The organism is Cupriavidus sp. GW822-FHT02D05, assembly GCF_058802485.1.
This window is the reverse complement of record NZ_JBXAOE010000017.1, coordinates 60,125-76,018: the sequence shown is the minus strand read 5'-3', so window position 1 is coordinate 76,018 and position 15,894 is coordinate 60,125. Positions and strand designations below refer to the sequence as shown.

Genomic DNA, 15,894 nt, shown 5'->3' with positions numbered 1-15,894 from the left:
TTTAGGGATACGGCGACCACCGAGGTCTACACCTTTATTGTGTGGTCGGAAGCGTAGAGAGGGGCGACAAGACAGGCTAGAAGCATCAAAACCCCGCCCCCAAACGCCCCCCCCCGCGTCAGCGGGCCACGCCGAACACCCGCTTCACCCTCTCCCACATCACCCCCAGCATCATCGACACCGGGTTCATCTGCGTGGCCTGGCTGCGCTCGCTCTCCGACAACGACGGGTCCATCTTGCGGGCGACGTTCTTGCCGAAGTCCGCCATCATGCGCCGGACGAAATCGCGCACCAGCCCCGAGCGGGAGAACTGCGCCAGCGGGCCCTGCAGGGAGTACTGCAGGTCGATCAGCACTTCGGTCTCGCCCGCCGATATCGCCTGCAGCACATAGGTGATGTCGCCGGCGGCCTTGGAGTTGCTCAGCGAATCCTGCCCCGCGCCCTTGAGCACGCCGCGCCGGTTCGTGTCGTCGCGCTCCAGCCGCGCCGCGCCGTTGAAGCGCGCCGCCATCGGCCCGAACTTGATCGCCACATGCCCCTTGACGCGATCGCCGTCCTGCTCGGTGAGCGCCGCGCCTGGCAGGCAGCTTGCCACCGCCGGCAGGTCCGCCATGAAGCGCCACACGTCATCTGCCGGGAACGGCACCTTGAAGCTGCCGTCAATGCGCGACCAGCCTTTTTTGTCGGCGCTGCGCTCGGCTTCTTCCTTGGCGGCAGGCTCGGCGTGGGCCTGGACAGCACTGTCGGCCGCAGGCGTGAAGCAGACGAATTCGCGCTTCACGGTCGCTGCTACGGCTTGCACCGCGTCACCCGTTGCGAGTGGCTTGCGCTGCGCAAGCACGGAGCTGATCGCGGCCACGATCCCCATATAGCCTGTGCAACGGCAGAGGTTGCCCGATAGCTCCTGGCGGATGGTTGCCTCATCGGCATCCGGCAGCCGCAGCACGATGTCGCGCGCGGTGGCCAGCATGCCGGGCGTGCAGTAGCCGCATTGCAGCGCGTGGTGCTGGTTGAACGCAGCGCGCAGGTCGCGCATCACGGGGTCGTCGTCATAGCCTTCGATGGTCACCACCTTGCTGCCGGCGCAGGCGCTGGCAAAGGTGATGCACGAGCGCACGGGCTTGTCGTCGACCAGCACGGTGCAGGCGCCGCAAACCCCGTGCTCGCAGCCCAGGTGGGTGCCGGTGAGGCCCTGTGCGTCGCGCAGGAAGTCGCCCAGGTGGGTGCGGTGCGCGCAGGCGCCGGCAGCGGCGCGGCCATTGATCGTCAGTGTGATGGTTTCCACTGCGGCCCTCAGTTGAAAAGTTGTTCGATGCAGCGAGTGACGGCTGCGCAGCAGAGCTTGCGGTCGATCGCATCCTTGGCCGGCGTGGCTTGCGTCACGGCGGCCAGCACGGCCTGTGGCGTGAGCGCGGCGGGGCCGTGCGCGGCAATGTCGTGGGCGAGGCCGCGCAGCAGCGCCGGCGCGCCGTCGAGCGCGCCCAGTGCGATGCGGGCGAAGCGCGTGGACGGATCGAAGTACGCGGCGCAGCTGGCCTCGGCGAACTCGCCAGTCTTGCGGCACAGCTTGTGGTAGCCCCAGCGTACCGTATCGGGCTGGCTCGGCACATGGACAGCGCAGATCAGCTCGCCTTCGGTGAGCGCCGTGGTGTACGCACCCAGCATGAACTCCGTCATGGGCACGAGGCGCATGCCGGCCTTCGACGCAAGCTCGATCTGCGCGCCAACGGCGGTCAGCACCACCACCCAGTCCGCCGCGGGATCGGCGTGCGCCAGGCTGCCGCCGATGGTGCCGCGATTGCGGATGGCGCGGTAGGCGATGCCGCTCGCCACGGATTGCAGCATGCCGCCGCACAGTGCCGGGAATTCGCCATCCTCGATCTGCGCATGGGTGACCGCGGCGCCGATGCGCACGCGATCCTGCTGCGTGGTGACCGTGCGCAACTCGGCGAGCTTCGACAGATCGTAGATGGCATCGGGGCGCGTCAGGCGCAGGTTAAGCATCGGGCCCATGGACTGCCCGCCGCCCATGACCTTGGCGTTGTCGGTGCGGTCCGCCAGCTCGGCGCAGGTGGCGGCCAGCGTGGGGGCCGCGTGATAGGTGAATGCAGCTGCTTTCATGATGGTTCAGGCCGCCTCTCTGGTTGGCGTGGCTTGCGGCTTCCGGGCTTGCTCGGCGCGGGCCAGCGCTTCGAGCACCTTGCGCGGCGTGAGCGGCGTCTCCAGCAACTCCACGCCGAACTGCCCCAGCGCGTCGTTGACCGCGTTGAAGATGGCCGCGGGGGGCGCGATGGCGCCGCCCTCGCCCATGCCCTTGGCGCCGAATTCCGTATGCGGCGACGGCGTCTCGAAATGGTGGATGCGGATCGAGGGGATTTCGGTCGGGCCAGGCAGCATGTAGTCGGCCAGCGTGGAGGCCAGCGGCTGGCCGTTGCCGTCGTAGCGCATCTCCTCGAACATGGCCGTGCCGATGCCCTGCGCCACGCCGCCATAAGTCTGCCCTTCCACCACCATGGGGTTGACCATGGTGCCGCAGTCTTCCACGACCACGTAGTCGAGGATCTCGACGTGGCCGGAATCGGTGTCCACCTCCACCAGCGCGGCGTGGGTGGAGTACGTGAAGCTGCCGGTATCCACGTTGGGCTTGTAGCCCATGGTGGTTTCCAGCCCGGTGGGATCCACATTGGCGGGCAGCCGCTGCGGGTTGATATACCAGGCGTTGGCGATTTCGCTGATCGGCACGGCGGCGTCGCCCGCCTTGACCGAACCACCAGCCAGCGTCGCCTCGTCCTCGGGACGCTGCAGCATATGCGCGCCGATCTTCAGCAGGCGCGGCACCAGCGCCTTGCAAGCACGCGATACCGCGCCGCCCGACATCACCAGCGAGCGCGAAGCATAGGTGCCGGTGGAGAACGGCGTCACGCCGGTGTCCCCGTGCACGACCTTCACGCGCGACACATCGATGCCGAGGATCTCGTGCGCGATCTGGGCAAAGGTAGTCTCCATGCCCTGGCCATGCGAGTGCACGCCGACGCGGACTTCCAGCCCGCCATCCGGCGTGATGCGCACGGTGGCGGAATCGAAGCCGGGAATCACCGGTGTGCCCCAGGCGGCGAATACCGAGGTGCCGTGCGCCGATTGCTCGGTGTAGGTGCCAAAGCCCACGCCGAGATAGCGCGAGCCCGCCGAAGGATCGTTCAGCCTTTGACGCTGGCGCTCGCGGATGCGCGCCAGCCCGATCATCTGCGCGGCCTTGCGCACGCTGGCCGGGTAGTCACCGCCATCGAAGTGCTTGTTGGTGACGTTGACATAGGGCATGGATTCCGGCTGGACCAGGTTCTCGCAACGGATCTCCCACGGCTCGCGCTTGACCTCGCGCGCCAGCGCATCCATCAGCAGTTCCATGGCAAAGCACACGCCCGTGCGCGCCACGCCCCGGTACGGGACAAAGCCGGGCTTGTTGGTGGCCACGCATTCCGTGATGCAGCGGTAGCCGTCGAAGGCGTACGGCCCCGGCAGGTTGCCGATGGCCTGGCCGGGTTCAAGGCCGATGGTGAAGGGCCACACCGAATAGGCGCCGCCGTCGATGGCGATCCTGGCGTCCAGCGCCAGCAGGCGCCCGCGCGCGTCGGCGTAGGCCGTGACCTCGTAGTGGTGCTCGCGCGAGTTGGCGCCCGCGGTCAGGTGCTCGCGCCGGTCTTCGATAAAACGGAACGGCTTGCGGTATGTCATGGCGAGCCAGGCGATGCACAGTTCCTCTTGCTGCAGCACGCACTTGTAGCCAAAGGCGCCGCCCACGTCGGGCGAGATCACGCGGACTTTTTCCTGCTCCAGGCCCAGGCAATGGCTAAGCACCGTGCGGATCATGTGCGGCACCTGGGTGGCGCTGTAGACGATCAGCTGGTCGAACTGGTGGTCCCAGTAGGCCAGCACGGCCTTGCCTTCCATCGGCACCATGCACTGGCGCGCCAGGTCGATCTTGCGGCTGACCACCACGGAGGCCGTCTTGCTGAGCGCGTCGAAATTCTTGTCGGCGGTGAGTGTGAGGAAGTGGTTGTCCTTCCAGTGCTCGTGCACGCGCGTGGTGCCGCTGGCCTGCCGTGCGCCATCGACATCGGTGAGCGCCGGCAGTTCATCCAGCTCCGCGACGATGCGCTCGGCGATGTCCTCGGCCTGGGCGCGGGTCGGCGCGAAGGCCATGGCGATGGGCTCGCCGACAAAGCGGACCTTGCCGGCGGCCAGGGGCGGCTGCGCCGACTGCTGGTATGACGGGAAAGCCGAGTCGGCCACGATATCGAGCGCGCCATGCATATCGTCCCGCCCGATCACCGCATGCTCCAGCCCTTCCGGCTTGTGCAGCGCCAGCAGCCGCGCATGCGCCATGGGGCTGCGCAGGAACGCAACCTCCTGCAGGCCGGGCATGGCGATGTCGGCGACGAAGCGGCCCTTGCCATGCAGGTGGCGCGCGTCCTCCTTGCGCGCCACGCGCGCGCCTACGCCCTGCCCGCCTTGCTTCTCGATGTGGTCTTTGTCCATACATTTCTCCAGCCCGGGCTTGCCGCCGTCCGTGACTGCTTTGTGGGGTTCGTGGGTAGCGGATAGCCCGGCAACCAACAAGTCGGCAAGCAATTTCCGTGCACCAGCCTGATCGCACGTCCAGCGGCACATGTTCAGTGCACTGAGCTTATCGACACATTGGCGAAACGGGCCGCGCCCGTCAATTGGGGCTTCAGCCGATGCGCGTGCGTGGTGCGCATCAGCGTGCGCACCGGGCGCCGCTCAGAGCCGGGCCAGCGTCGCCAGCGCCTGCTCGCGCGGCATCACGGCGGCGTACTTCTGCTCCATGTCGAACAAATTGGCCGCGTGCGGCTGAAGCGCGCGGTCGCCCACGCAGTCCGACACCACCAGCGGGCGGAAACCGTGCGACATGGCATCGACCACGCTGGCGCGCACGCAGCCGCTGGTGACCGCGCCGGCCACCACCAGCGTGCGCACGCCGCGCTGCGTCAGCCACGCCGCCAGCGACGTGCCGAAGAAGGCGGACGGCACGGTCTTGCGCACTACCAGCTCGCCATCGCGCGGGGCCAGCTGCGCAACGATCGCGCTGGCCGGCCCATGCTCCTTCAGCGTCAGCAGGCCGGGCACCTTCAGCGTGAAGATGTTGTGGTCGCCGTCGTCGTCGGCAAACACGATGCGGCTGTGCGCCACCGCCCAGCCCTGTTCCCGCGCGCTGGCCAGCAGGGGCACCGTGTTGGCGATGGCCTCGGCGATATTGCCGCCGCCGAACATCGCCGGATCGGCGAAGCCGTTGACGAAGTCGACGATCAGCAGGCCTACGGGGCCCTGTAGCGGCAGTTGGGTGCCGAAGCCCTGGCGCTCGTAGGTGGGGAGTTCGCCATGTCTCGTCATTTGCTGTTCCATCCGTCCAGTACCTTGCCTTGCCTGACCACTGCCTCGCCGTCCAGGCTCACGGTGCAGTTGCGCAACGGGATATCGATATGGCAGGCGGTGGTGCGGCCACCGCCTGCCTCATTGTTGGGGCCGAGCGAGAACAGGAAATTGCCCTCGTAAGCCCGCGCGTCCATGCCGATCGAGGCCTCCCTGTCATACAGGCCCAGCGTGGACCACCGCGCGCGCGGTTGCAAGCCCCAGCCGATGTGCGAAATGGCGTAGGCTTGCGGATCGTTGAACGACGCCATGTAGTCGTTCAGCAGCTCGGCATCCAGGCCGCCTTCGATGCGCGTGGCAAAGCCGCCTTCCACGGTCAACTCGACCCGGTCCGCCACGTAGCCCTTCTGCGGCAGCAGGATGTCGCCGCGGTCCAGCACGATGCGCCCGCTCGCGCCGCCCTCGTTCGGCCAGGTCAGCACGAAGCCGCTGGGCCAGTGATCCCAGCGCCCCGGCTCGTCGACGAAGCCGTACTCGCTGATGGCGGGAAACTCGCCGAGCGGGCAGCGCAGGTCGGTGCCCGCGCCAGATGTCACCGTCATCTCCTTCGCCCGCGACAACCGCGCGTTGGCGGCGCTCACGCGCTCGCGGTCGGCTTCGGTGGGCACCATGCGCACCAGCACTTCGGGCGGCTCCACCGCCAGCAGGATCTTGGTGCCGGTCTTGAGGATATCGTGCTGCTCGGGCGAGAACAGCAGCGTCATCAGGTCCAGCACCAGGTCGCTCTCCTTGAGCGCCGCAATGGCCGCGCGGTTGCCGGTGAGCGCCGTGATGCCCAGGTAGGCCAGCGGATCGCGGCTCAAGGCCTTGTCCGCGTTGACGGGCGGCAGGTCCAGGCGATTGACGATGGCGCCCATCGCCTGGGTGGCAACCAGCGCGCACGACAGCGTCTGCGGATGCGTGGCGGCGCTGGTGAGAATGGTGACGGTCTGCCCGGGCGCGAGCCGGGACAGCGTGAGGACCTGTTTCCAGGCCTGGATCAGAGCGTGGTCACTGACTGGCATGTTCTCTCCTGCTGATCGGTAGATCGGTCGATCGGTAGTTCAGGCCGCGGCCTTTTGCCGGGGGACAATTTCGGCGCCGAGGAAGTCGCCCAGCGCGTTGTAGAAGCCGCCCTCGTCGTCCCAGGGAATCATGTGGCCGGCGCCCGGTACATGGCTGACTTCAAGCTGCGGCAGCAGCCCGCGAATCTCTTCGATATCCTCGGCGCGCACCACATCGCCGCGGCCGGCCACCATCAACAAGGCGGGAATGCCAATGCCCGGCAAGTCGGCGTGCACATCGTCGGTGTGGAAGCCCTGGAAGCTGGCCAGCACGGCGCGCTCGTCGCAGGTGTGCAGCCATTCGGCGCGCAACGCCAGTTGCTCGTCGGTCCAGGTGGGACAGAAGCGCCGCATGGTCTCGATGTCCACGCCGTGGCGCGCCACCGCCATGGAGTCCACATACCAGGCGAGCTGCGCGGGATAGTCGCGCCGGCCCGGACCGGACACGGGTGGATCCACCATTACCAGCCGCGCCAGCCCGGCAGGCTGGCTGCGCGCGGCACGGATGCCGATGCGCGCGCCCATCGAATGGCCCACCACGCTGTAGCTGGGCAGGTTCATCGCCTGCGCGAACGCCAGCACGTCGGCGGCCTGGGCGTCCAGGCTGTAGTCCAGCGTGTCCGACGCAGACGACAGGCCGCGTCCGCGCACATCCAGCACATAGGTATCGAACTGCTCGCCAAGGCGCTCGCCTACGAAGCCCCAGGTGATGGCCGGGCTGGTGATGCCCGGCACCACGATCACCGGATCGCGCGTCACGCGCGCACCGCTGTGGCCGCCATAGCGGAGATAGTGCTGGCGGATGCCGTTGGCGTGGACGTTGCCGCCACAAACAAAGGTACTCATCTTAGTAAGCGCCCGAGAGCAAAGCGCCGGCGCCTGGCACCACGGGCTCCAGGTCGAGTTGCTTGAGGATGGCGTAGGTGGTGGCGATGGCGGCGGTGATGACCGGCTTGCCGGTCATGGCTTCGACCTTGGCCACCGCCGGCAGGGACGGCATCTGCACACAAGCGGACAGCACGATGGCGTCCACATCCTTGGTGTTCATCTGCGCGACGATGCCGGGCAGCCTGGCAGGATCATGGCGGCCGACTTCAAGGTTGTCGGGGATTTCCAGCGCGCGCCAGTCCACCACTTCGTAGCCTTCGTTGCGGATGTAGTCCACCACCAGCTCGGTCAGCGGCTTCATGTACGGCGCAACGACGGCGATACGCTTGGCGCCGATCACCTTGAGCGCATCGATCAGCGCACCGGCGCTGGTGACCACCGGCGCATCGGCGCCGTTAGCCGCGGTATGAGCCTGCAGGCGCTTCTCCGAGACGCGGTGATAGCCGTGGCCCATCGCCATGATGGCCACCAGGCAGGCATAGCCCAGTACGTCGACGCGGGCGTCGCTCAGTTCCAGCGCGCAGCGGTCGGATTCGCCGTCCATCGCGGCAAGTTCTTCCTTGACCACCTTCTTCATGCGCATGCGGCTGGAGTGGAAGGTGAACCGCTCAGGCCGCACCTGCTGGCGCGCGAGCAGCATCGCGGGGATTTCGGTTTCCATCGTGGTGTTGGAACTCGGCACGATCTGGCCGATCCGGAAAGTCTTTTGCACGGGGCGCTCCGTTGTTTCGGGGTTCAAAGCTTGAGAATGCGTTCGGCATTGCCATGGCAGACAAGGCGGCGGGTGGCCTCGTCCATCGGTGCCTGCTCGATAAAGTCCGCCGCAATCGCCGTGGATTCGTAGGGATAGTCGACCGAGAACAGCACGGCCTCGGCGCCCATCTCGGCAATCGCGCCGTTCAGCGCAGCCGGCGAGCACACGCCCGACGTGGTGATCACGATATTGCTGCCGATGTATTCCGACGGCTTCTTCGCCAGCTTGATGCCATGCGAGTACACCGCAAAGCGACTATCGAAGCGCCAGCGCTGGAACGGCAGCCCCTCGCCCATATGGCCAAGGATGAGCTTGAGCCGGGGGAAGCGGTCGAACACGCCGCCGAACACCAGGCGCAGCGCGTGGCTGGCCGTCTCCACGCCCCAGCCCCAGGCCGCGCCGCTGATTTCGGGATGGCCCGAATACACATGCGGCGCGACAAACGCATCGGTCGGATGCAAGTACATGGGCACGTCCAGCGCTTGCATGCGCTCCCAGAACGCGTCATAGGATGGATCGTCGTAATACACGCCCTGCGTGTGGCCGTTGACCAGCGAGCCCTTGAAGCCAAGCTGCTTCACGGCGCGCTCCAGCTCGTCCGCGGCCGTGACGGGGTCATGCATCGGCAGCGCGGCAAAGCCAGCGAAGCGCGTGGGGTGCCGCGCCACCTGTGCCGCCAGGAAGTCGTTGTTCTCACGGGCACGGCCAATGGCGGCGACGCGATCCGTCTCGCCCTGCACGCCCGGGCCGGTCTGCGACAGGATGGTGAAATCGATGCCGGCGCGGTCCATCTCGCCGATGCGTATGTCGTCGAAATCCGCCAGGCGCCTGGCGAGATCGGCCATGACCGCTGCGTCGATGTGCTGGAGGTATCCCTTCGAATAGGCCTGGAAACCGGGGGCCATGAAGTGCTCTTCCAGGGCAATCTTCCGAATTCTCGTCATGCTGTGGCGACTCCTGTTTGGGTGGGGGCTTGCTAATTGATCAGTATGCTGAGCATTTTTAATATAGCAACGAGGTTGGGGAATGTCTAGCCGGAGCCAAAAGGGTTAACCCCCATAACACTGACAAATTCTGCTCAGTACACTGATTGAAATTACTCAGCATGCTGACAGTGTGGGATACACACACGGGCAGGCTGACCTGCCCCCGGAGAGAAACGACCATGACGATCAGCCTGGCCAATGACGGTGCCGCCGTGCGCAAGCAGGGCATGACAAGGGAAGAACGCAAGGTGATCCTCGCGTCGTCCTTCGGGGCGCTGATGGAGTGGTACGACTTTTATATCTACGCGGCGCTGGCGGTCTACTTTGGTGCATTGTTCTTCCCGCCCGGTAACGAGACCACGGCCTTCCTCGCCAGCCTTGCCACCTTCGGCGCGGGCTTCCTGGTGCGCCCGGTCGGGGCGTTGCTGTTCGGCCGGCTGGGCGACAAGATCGGCCGGAAGCACACCTTCCTGGTGACGATCCTGCTCATGGGGATCGCCACGGTGGGTGTCGGATTGTTACCCACCTATGGCCAGCTCGGCATCACCGCCACCATCCTGCTGGTGGTGCTGCGCCTGCTGCAGGGGCTGGCGCTGGGCGGCGAAGTGGGTGGCGCGGTGACCTACGTCGCCGAGCATTCTCCGGTGGAAAAACGCGGGCTCTACACCAGCTCCCTGCAGACCACGGCCACACTCGGCCTGCTCTCGTCGCTGCTGGTCGTGTACCTGCTCAAGACACTCCTCACCGAGGCGCAGTTCCGCGAATGGGGCTGGCGCTTGCCGTTCCTGGTCTCGTTCCTGATGCTGGTGGTGTCGGTCTACATCCGCGGCAAGCTGCATGAGTCGCCGATCTTTGCGCGCATGAAAGCCGGGAATGCCACGTCGAAATCCCCCATCCTGGACAGCTTCACGAACTGGGCCAACCTGAAGTACGTGCTGCTGCTGTTCGTGGTGGCATCCGGGCTCGGCGCCATCTTTGGCACCGGTCATTTCTACACGATGTTCTTCGTCAACAAGACGCTGCACGTGCCGCTGGAACTGGTGCACCTGCTGATCGGCATCGCGCTGGTGATCGCCACGCCCTGCTACCTGTTCTTCGGCTGGCTGTCGGACCGGATCGGCCGCAAGCACATCATGATGGCCGCCTGCCTGCTGGCGGCGCTGGCCACCCAGCCCATCTTCAGGGCGCTGACGCACTACGCCAACCCGGCGCTGGAGCAGTTCCAGCAGCGCAACACGGTGCAGCTACGCGCCGGCGACTGCCACTTCCGCCTGTTTGCCGAGCCGGTGTCGGCGTGCGACAAGGTCAAGGGCTACCTGACGGATCTTGGCGTCGGCTACGAATTCACGCAGATTGATGCCCGAGCGCAGCCCGCTTTGCGCATCGGCGACACCACGCTGCAGGGCTTTGACAAAGCGGCGATCAAGCAGGCGCTGGTGGCCGCCGGCTGGCCGGAGCACGCAGACCCGGCCGCCATCAACCGCCCGATGCTGTTCCTGATGCTGCTGATCCCCATCCTCTTGCTCGCCATGGTGTACGGCCCGCTGGCGGCGTTCATGGTCGAGCTGTTCCCGGCGCGCATCCGCTACACGTCGCTGTCCCTGCCCTTCCACCTGGGCGCGGGCTGGGTCGGCGGCATGCTGTCGTTCGTCGTGACGGCGATGAACGTGTCCAGCGGCAATGTGTACTTCGGCCTCTGGTATCCGGTCTCGATCGCCGCCATCGCCTTTGTCGTCGGCATGGTGTTCGTGCCCGAGACCCGTGGCCGCAACCTGGATACCTGATCCCACTGTGCCCCCTGTAGCCCTGTAGCCCGGCTTCGTCCTCTGGCGCGAAATTTGCTCAGTACACTGCAGTTAATGATCAGCATACTGATCGCTGCACCAAGGCGAAGCCATCTGGTTTTCTATCCCGGTTCCCGAACCCCACTCACCCTGTCTGGAGCGCCCCCATGAAGTCTCTGCACAACGCACGCCGCACCCCGATTCCTGCCTTGATCCCCGCCCTGATCGCCCTGCTTTGCAGCACCGCCGCGCTGGCGGATGCCAACGGCGTCAAGGTTGGCGTGATTACCGATATGTCCGGCTCCTACGCCGATCTCTCGGGCCGCGGCTCGGTGCTCGCGGCGCAGATGGCCGTTGAAGAGTTCGGCGGCAAGGCGCTCGGCAAGCCGGTCACGGTGCTCTCTGGCGACCACCAGAACAAGGCGGACATCGCCTCGTCGCTGGCGCGCCGCTGGTTCGACACCGATGGCGTGGACATGGTGATCGATTTCCCCAACTCCTCCACCGCGCTGGCGGTGCAGGAAATCGCCAGGCAAAAACAGAAGATCAATATCGTCTCCACCGGCGGCGCCATGGCGCTGACCAACCAGAACTGCTCGCCCACCGGCTTTCACTGGGGCTGGGATACGTATTCGGTGTCGGCGCCGCTGGTCAAGCGGCTGATCGCCGACGGCAAGAACAGCTGGTACTACATCACCGTGGACTACGCGCTGGGCCAGTCGCTGGAATCGGATTTCCGCAAGGAGGTGGAGGCCAGCGGCGGCAAGAACGTGGGGAGCACCAAGCATCCGCTTAACGCCAGCGATTTCAGCAGCCCCATCGTGGCCGCCTCTGCGTCCAAGGCCAAGGTGGTGGTGCTGGCCAACGCCGGCAACGACATGATCAACGGCGTCAAGGCCGCGGGCGAGTTCGGCCTGATCAAGGGCGGACAGACCGTGATCACGCCGTCGACCTTCATCACCGACCTGAAGAGCCTGGGCCCGAGCGTGGCGCAGGGCCTGACCTATGTGGACCCATTCAAGCTCGACCTCGACGCCAGGTCAAAGGCCTTCGTGGAGCGCTTCTACGCCAAGCACAAGGCTTACCCGACGCACGGGCAGATCGGCGTGTATTCCGGTGTGCTGCACTACCTGAAGGCGGTTGAGGCGGCCAGGACGGTGGATGGCCCGGCGGTGGCGGAGAAGATGCGCGCCCTGGCGGTCAACGACGACTTCGTGCATGCCGGCAAGGTGCGCGTGGATGGCCGCATGGTGCATGACATGTACCTGGCGCAGGCCAAGACGCCGGCGGAGTCCAAGGGCCCGTGGGACCTGGTCAAGTACATCAGCACCATCCCCGGCGACTCGGCATTCCGCCCGCTGTCCGCCAGCGAATGCGCACTAGTGAAGAAGTGAGCCGCGATGCAGAACCAACCTGCCAAGACCCAACCTGCCAAGACCCAAAAGCGGAGCACGCATGAGCCAGGCTGACGTCATCCTTGAAACCCGGGGGCTCACCAAGGAGTTCAAGGGCTTCACCGCCGTCAGCCAGGTCGACCTGCGCGTTCGGCGCGGCGCCATCCACGCCCTGATCGGGCCCAATGGCGCCGGCAAGACCACGTGCTTCAACCTGCTGACGAAGTTCCATGCGCCCTCCGCCGGGACCATCCTGTTCAACGGCGAGGACATCACGCGGGCGCGCCCCGCCCAGATCGCCCGCAAGGGCGTGATCCGGTCCTTCCAGATCTCGGCGGTGTTCCCCCAGCTCACCGTGATGGAAAACGTGCGGGTGGCGCTGCAGCGCAAGCTCGGCACCGCCTATCACTTCTGGAAGAGCAAGCGCTCGCTGGACGAGCTCAACGACCGCGCGGTCGCGCTGCTCAAGGCCGTCGGCCTGGAGGGCTTTGCCGACCTGCCGACCGCCGAGCTGCCCTATGGCCGCAAGCGTGCGCTGGAGATCGCCACCACGCTGGCAATGGACCCCGAGCTGATGCTGCTCGACGAGCCCACGCAAGGCATGGGGCACGAGGATGTGGAGGTAGTGACCGCCTTGATCAAGCAGGTTTCCGCCGGACGCACCGTGCTGATGGTGGAACACAATATGAGCGTGGTGTCGTCCATCGCCGAGCGCATCACCGTGCTCCAGCGCGGCGCCATCCTGGCGGAAGGGCCATACGAGGAAATGACGCGCAACCCGCAAGTGATGGATGCGTACATGGGCACGGCAGATGCCGAACCGGCGGAGGCCGCATGATGAGCCAACCCACGAACCAACCCACGAGCCAACCCACCCCCGCCCTGCAGATCCAGGACCTGCACGCCTGGTACGGTGAATCCCACATCCTTCACGGCGTGGACCTGACCGTCAACCCGGGCGAGGTCGTCACCGTGCTGGGCCGCAACGGCGCGGGCCGCACCACCACCATGCGCGCCATCATGGGGCTGGTCGGCGCCCGCAAGGGCTCGATCCGCGTCAACGGCACCGAGACCATCGGCATGAAGACGCACCGCATCGCGCCGCTAGGCCTGGGCTATTGCCCGGAAGAACGCGCGATCTTCTCCAGCCTGTCGTGCGAGGAAAACCTGATGCTGCCGCCGGTGTTCAAGCCTGACGTTGCAACGTCAGGCCGCGAGCCGATGCCGCTGGACGAGATCTACGCGATGTTCCCCAACCTGTGGGAACGCCGCAAGAGCCAGGGCACGCGCATGTCGGGCGGCGAGCAGCAGATGCTGGCCGTCGCCCGCATCCTGCGCACCCGCGCGAGCGTGCTGCTGCTCGATGAAATCTCCGAAGGCCTGGCCCCCGTCATCGTCCAGACCCTCGCCAGAATGATCACCACGCTCAAGAAACGCGGCTACACCATCGTCATGGTGGAGCAGAACTTCCGCTTCGCCGCGCCACTCGCCGAGCGCTTCTACGTGATGGAGCACGGCCGCATGGTGGAGTGCTTCGACGCCAGCGCGCTCGCGCGCAAGATGCCCACGCTGAACGCCCTGCTTGGCGTGTAAGGAACCCTCGTCATGGAATTTTTTGGCATACCCATGCCCGCACTGCTGAGCCAGCTGCTGCTCGGACTCGTCAACGGCTCGTTCTACGCCATCCTGAGCCTTGGGCTGGCAGTCATCTTTGGCCTGCTCAATGTCATCAACTTTGCCCATGGCGCCCTGTTCATGCTGGGCGCCGTGCTGGCCTGGATGGGGCTGGCCTACCTGGGGCTGAGCTACTGGCTGATGCTGCTCCTCGCCCCGCTCGTCACCGGCGTGCTGGGCGTGGTGCTGGAGCGCACCATGCTGCGCCGGCTCTATCGTTTCGATCACCTCTATGGCCTGCTGCTGACGCTAGGCATCTGCCTGCTGATCGAAGGGCTGCTGCGCTCGGCGTATGGCGTCTCCGGCCTGTCCTACGCCACGCCCGAGGCGCTGACGGGCGCCACCAGCGTGGGCTTCATGGTGCTGCCCAACTACCGCGCCTGGGTGGTGGCGGCCTCGCTGGTGGTGTGCTTCGCCACCTGGTACGTGATCGAGAAGACGCGGCTTGGCGCCTACCTGCGCGCCGGCACGGAGAACCCGCGCATGGTGGAAGCATTCGGCATCAACGTGCCGTTGCTGGTGACGCAGACCTACGCCTTCGGCGTGGGGCTGGCCGCCTTTGCCGGCGTGCTGGCCGCGCCCGTGATGCAGATCTCGCCCCTGATGGGCCAGAACCTGATCATCACCGTGTTCGCCGTGGTGGTGATCGGCGGCATGGGCTCGATCCTCGGTTCCATTTTTACAGGGCTGGGCCTGGGCGTGTTCGAAGGCATGACCAAGGTGTTCTACCCGGAAGCCTCGGCAACCGTCGTCTTCGTGGCCATGGTGTGCGTGCTGATGGTGCGCCCCGCCGGCCTGTTCGGAAAGGAAAAATAATGACCGTTGACTCTCGCGCAAGACTGACCGGCGCCTTGCTGATGGCGGCCGTCGCGCTTGCCCCCTTTCTCGGCGCCTACCCGGTGCTGGCGATGAAGCTGATGTGCTTCGCCTTGTTTGCCTGCGCCTTCAACCTGCTGCTGGGCTTTACCGGGCTGCTGTCCTTCGGCCATGCCGCGTTCTTTGGCGGCGCGGCCTATGCCTGCGGCTACGTGATGAAATCCCTGCACGCCACGCCGGAGCTCGGGCTGCTGGCCGGCACGGCGTTCGGCGCGCTGCTCGGCCTGGCCTTTGGCGCGCTGGCGATCCGGCGCCAGGGCATCTACTTTGCGATGGTGACGCTGGCGCTGGCGCAGATGTTCTACTTCTTCTGCCTGCAGGCTCCGGTGACGGGCGGCGAGGACGGCTTGCAGGCGGTGCCGCGCGGCAGCCTGTTCGGGCTGCTCTCGCTGGAGGGCGACCTGACGATGTACTACGTGGCGTCCATCGTGGTCGGCGCCGCACTGCTGCTGATCGCGCGGGTGGTGAACTCGCCTTTCGGTCAGGTGCTGCGGGCCATCAAGGAAAACGAGCCGCGCGCCATCTCGCTGGGCTACGACACGGACAGGTTCAAGCTGCTGGCCTTTGTGCTGTCGTCCGCGCTGGCGGGACTGGCAGGCGCATTGAAGACGCTGGTGCTCGGCTTTGCCACGCTGACCGACGTGCACTGGGCCATGTCCGGATCCGTCATCCTGATGACGCTGGTGGGTGGCATGGGCACTTTGTCCGGGCCAATCCTGGGCGCGCTGGTGATTGTCGCGGTCGAAAACAAACTCGGCGATGCCGGCAGCAGCCTGGCCGCGATGACGGGCGTGGACTGGTTCAATACGCTGGGAGAGTCGGTCAGCATGGTCACAGGCCTGATCTTCGTGGTCTGCGTGCTCACCTTTCGCCGCGGCATCATGGGCGAGGTGCAAGCCCTGCTGGAGCGCCGGGCCGCGCGGGCGCGCCCTGTCCCGGCTAGCGCCGCCACGCCCTTGCACGGCCATTCCGCCACCTCGGCCACCTCGGCCGCCTCGGCGACGCTCAAGGGTTAACGCTGATTCAGTCGGCAATTTAAATCAGTAC

Annotated in this window: 14 protein-coding genes; 6 read left to right on the top strand and 8 right to left on the bottom strand. The window is 66.1% G+C overall.

The window, feature by feature from the left end:
* Positions 1-118 precede the first annotated feature (118 nt).
* The 8 genes from AC1RQK_RS22605 to AC1RQK_RS22570 all read right to left on the bottom strand — a co-directional run bounded on the left by AC1RQK_RS22605 (position 119) and on the right by AC1RQK_RS22570 (position 9,077).
* A complete protein-coding gene (locus tag AC1RQK_RS22605; RefSeq protein WP_492811268.1) occupies positions 119-1,285 on the bottom strand; it encodes a xanthine dehydrogenase family Fe-S subunit in 1,167 nt (388 codons plus the stop codon).
* An 8-nt stretch (positions 1,286-1,293) separates the two neighbouring features.
* Positions 1,294-2,121 carry an FAD binding domain-containing protein gene (locus AC1RQK_RS22600; protein WP_492811266.1) on the bottom strand — a complete coding sequence of 276 codons (828 nt, stop codon included), beginning with the start codon at positions 2,119-2,121 and terminating at the stop codon, positions 1,294-1,296.
* Between the two features lie 6 nt (positions 2,122-2,127).
* Positions 2,128-4,536, bottom strand: coding sequence for a xanthine dehydrogenase family protein molybdopterin-binding subunit (locus tag AC1RQK_RS22595; RefSeq protein WP_492811264.1), 2,409 nt, complete (start codon positions 4,534-4,536; stop codon positions 2,128-2,130).
* A gap of 243 nt (positions 4,537-4,779) precedes the next feature.
* A complete protein-coding gene (locus AC1RQK_RS22590; protein ID WP_492811262.1) occupies positions 4,780-5,409 on the bottom strand; it encodes an N-carbamoylsarcosine amidohydrolase in 630 nt (209 codons plus the stop codon).
* On the bottom strand, positions 5,406-6,452 hold the full coding sequence (locus tag AC1RQK_RS22585) for a 2,5-dihydroxypyridine 5,6-dioxygenase NicX family protein (RefSeq protein ID WP_492811260.1): 1,047 nt from the start codon (positions 6,450-6,452) through the stop codon (positions 5,406-5,408). The genes AC1RQK_RS22590 and AC1RQK_RS22585 overlap by 4 nt, the downstream gene beginning before the upstream one ends.
* A gap of 39 nt (positions 6,453-6,491) precedes the next feature.
* On the bottom strand, positions 6,492-7,337 hold the full coding sequence (locus AC1RQK_RS22580; protein ID WP_416052053.1) for an alpha/beta fold hydrolase: 846 nt from the start codon (positions 7,335-7,337) through the stop codon (positions 6,492-6,494).
* Position 7,338: 1 nt separating this feature from the next.
* Positions 7,339-8,091 carry a maleate cis-trans isomerase family protein gene (locus tag AC1RQK_RS22575; RefSeq protein ID WP_463322599.1) on the bottom strand — a complete coding sequence of 251 codons (753 nt, stop codon included), beginning with the start codon at positions 8,089-8,091 and terminating at the stop codon, positions 7,339-7,341.
* A gap of 23 nt (positions 8,092-8,114) precedes the next feature.
* Positions 8,115-9,077 carry an amidohydrolase family protein gene (locus AC1RQK_RS22570; protein WP_309406136.1) on the bottom strand — a complete coding sequence of 321 codons (963 nt, stop codon included), beginning with the start codon at positions 9,075-9,077 and terminating at the stop codon, positions 8,115-8,117.
* A gap of 221 nt (positions 9,078-9,298) precedes the next feature.
* Here AC1RQK_RS22570 and AC1RQK_RS22565 point away from each other — a divergent pair, with 221 nt between their 5' ends.
* The 6 genes from AC1RQK_RS22565 (at position 9,299) to AC1RQK_RS22540 (ending at position 15,863) form a co-directional block, all read left to right on the top strand.
* A complete protein-coding gene (locus AC1RQK_RS22565; RefSeq protein ID WP_492811257.1) occupies positions 9,299-10,903 on the top strand; it encodes an MFS transporter in 1,605 nt (534 codons plus the stop codon).
* A 167-nt stretch (positions 10,904-11,070) separates the two neighbouring features.
* Positions 11,071-12,297, top strand: coding sequence for an ABC transporter substrate-binding protein (locus tag AC1RQK_RS22560; RefSeq protein ID WP_492372219.1), 1,227 nt, complete (start codon positions 11,071-11,073; stop codon positions 12,295-12,297).
* A gap of 61 nt (positions 12,298-12,358) precedes the next feature.
* Positions 12,359-13,135 (top strand): ABC transporter ATP-binding protein, encoded by a 777-nt coding sequence (locus AC1RQK_RS22555; protein WP_492811255.1) that lies wholly within the window; start codon positions 12,359-12,361, stop codon positions 13,133-13,135.
* Positions 13,135-13,890 carry an ABC transporter ATP-binding protein gene (locus AC1RQK_RS22550; protein ID WP_492811397.1) on the top strand — a complete coding sequence of 252 codons (756 nt, stop codon included), beginning with the start codon at positions 13,135-13,137 and terminating at the stop codon, positions 13,888-13,890. The genes AC1RQK_RS22555 and AC1RQK_RS22550 overlap by 1 nt, the downstream gene beginning before the upstream one ends.
* Positions 13,891-13,902: 12 nt before the next feature.
* Positions 13,903-14,787, top strand: a complete 885-nt coding sequence (locus AC1RQK_RS22545) for a branched-chain amino acid ABC transporter permease (protein ID WP_492811253.1) — start codon at positions 13,903-13,905, stop codon at positions 14,785-14,787.
* Entirely contained in the window at positions 14,787-15,863 is a 1,077-nt protein-coding gene (locus AC1RQK_RS22540) for a branched-chain amino acid ABC transporter permease (RefSeq protein ID WP_492811251.1), read from the top strand. The genes AC1RQK_RS22545 and AC1RQK_RS22540 overlap by 1 nt, the downstream gene beginning before the upstream one ends.
* The last annotated feature ends 31 nt before the right edge of the window (positions 15,864-15,894 follow it).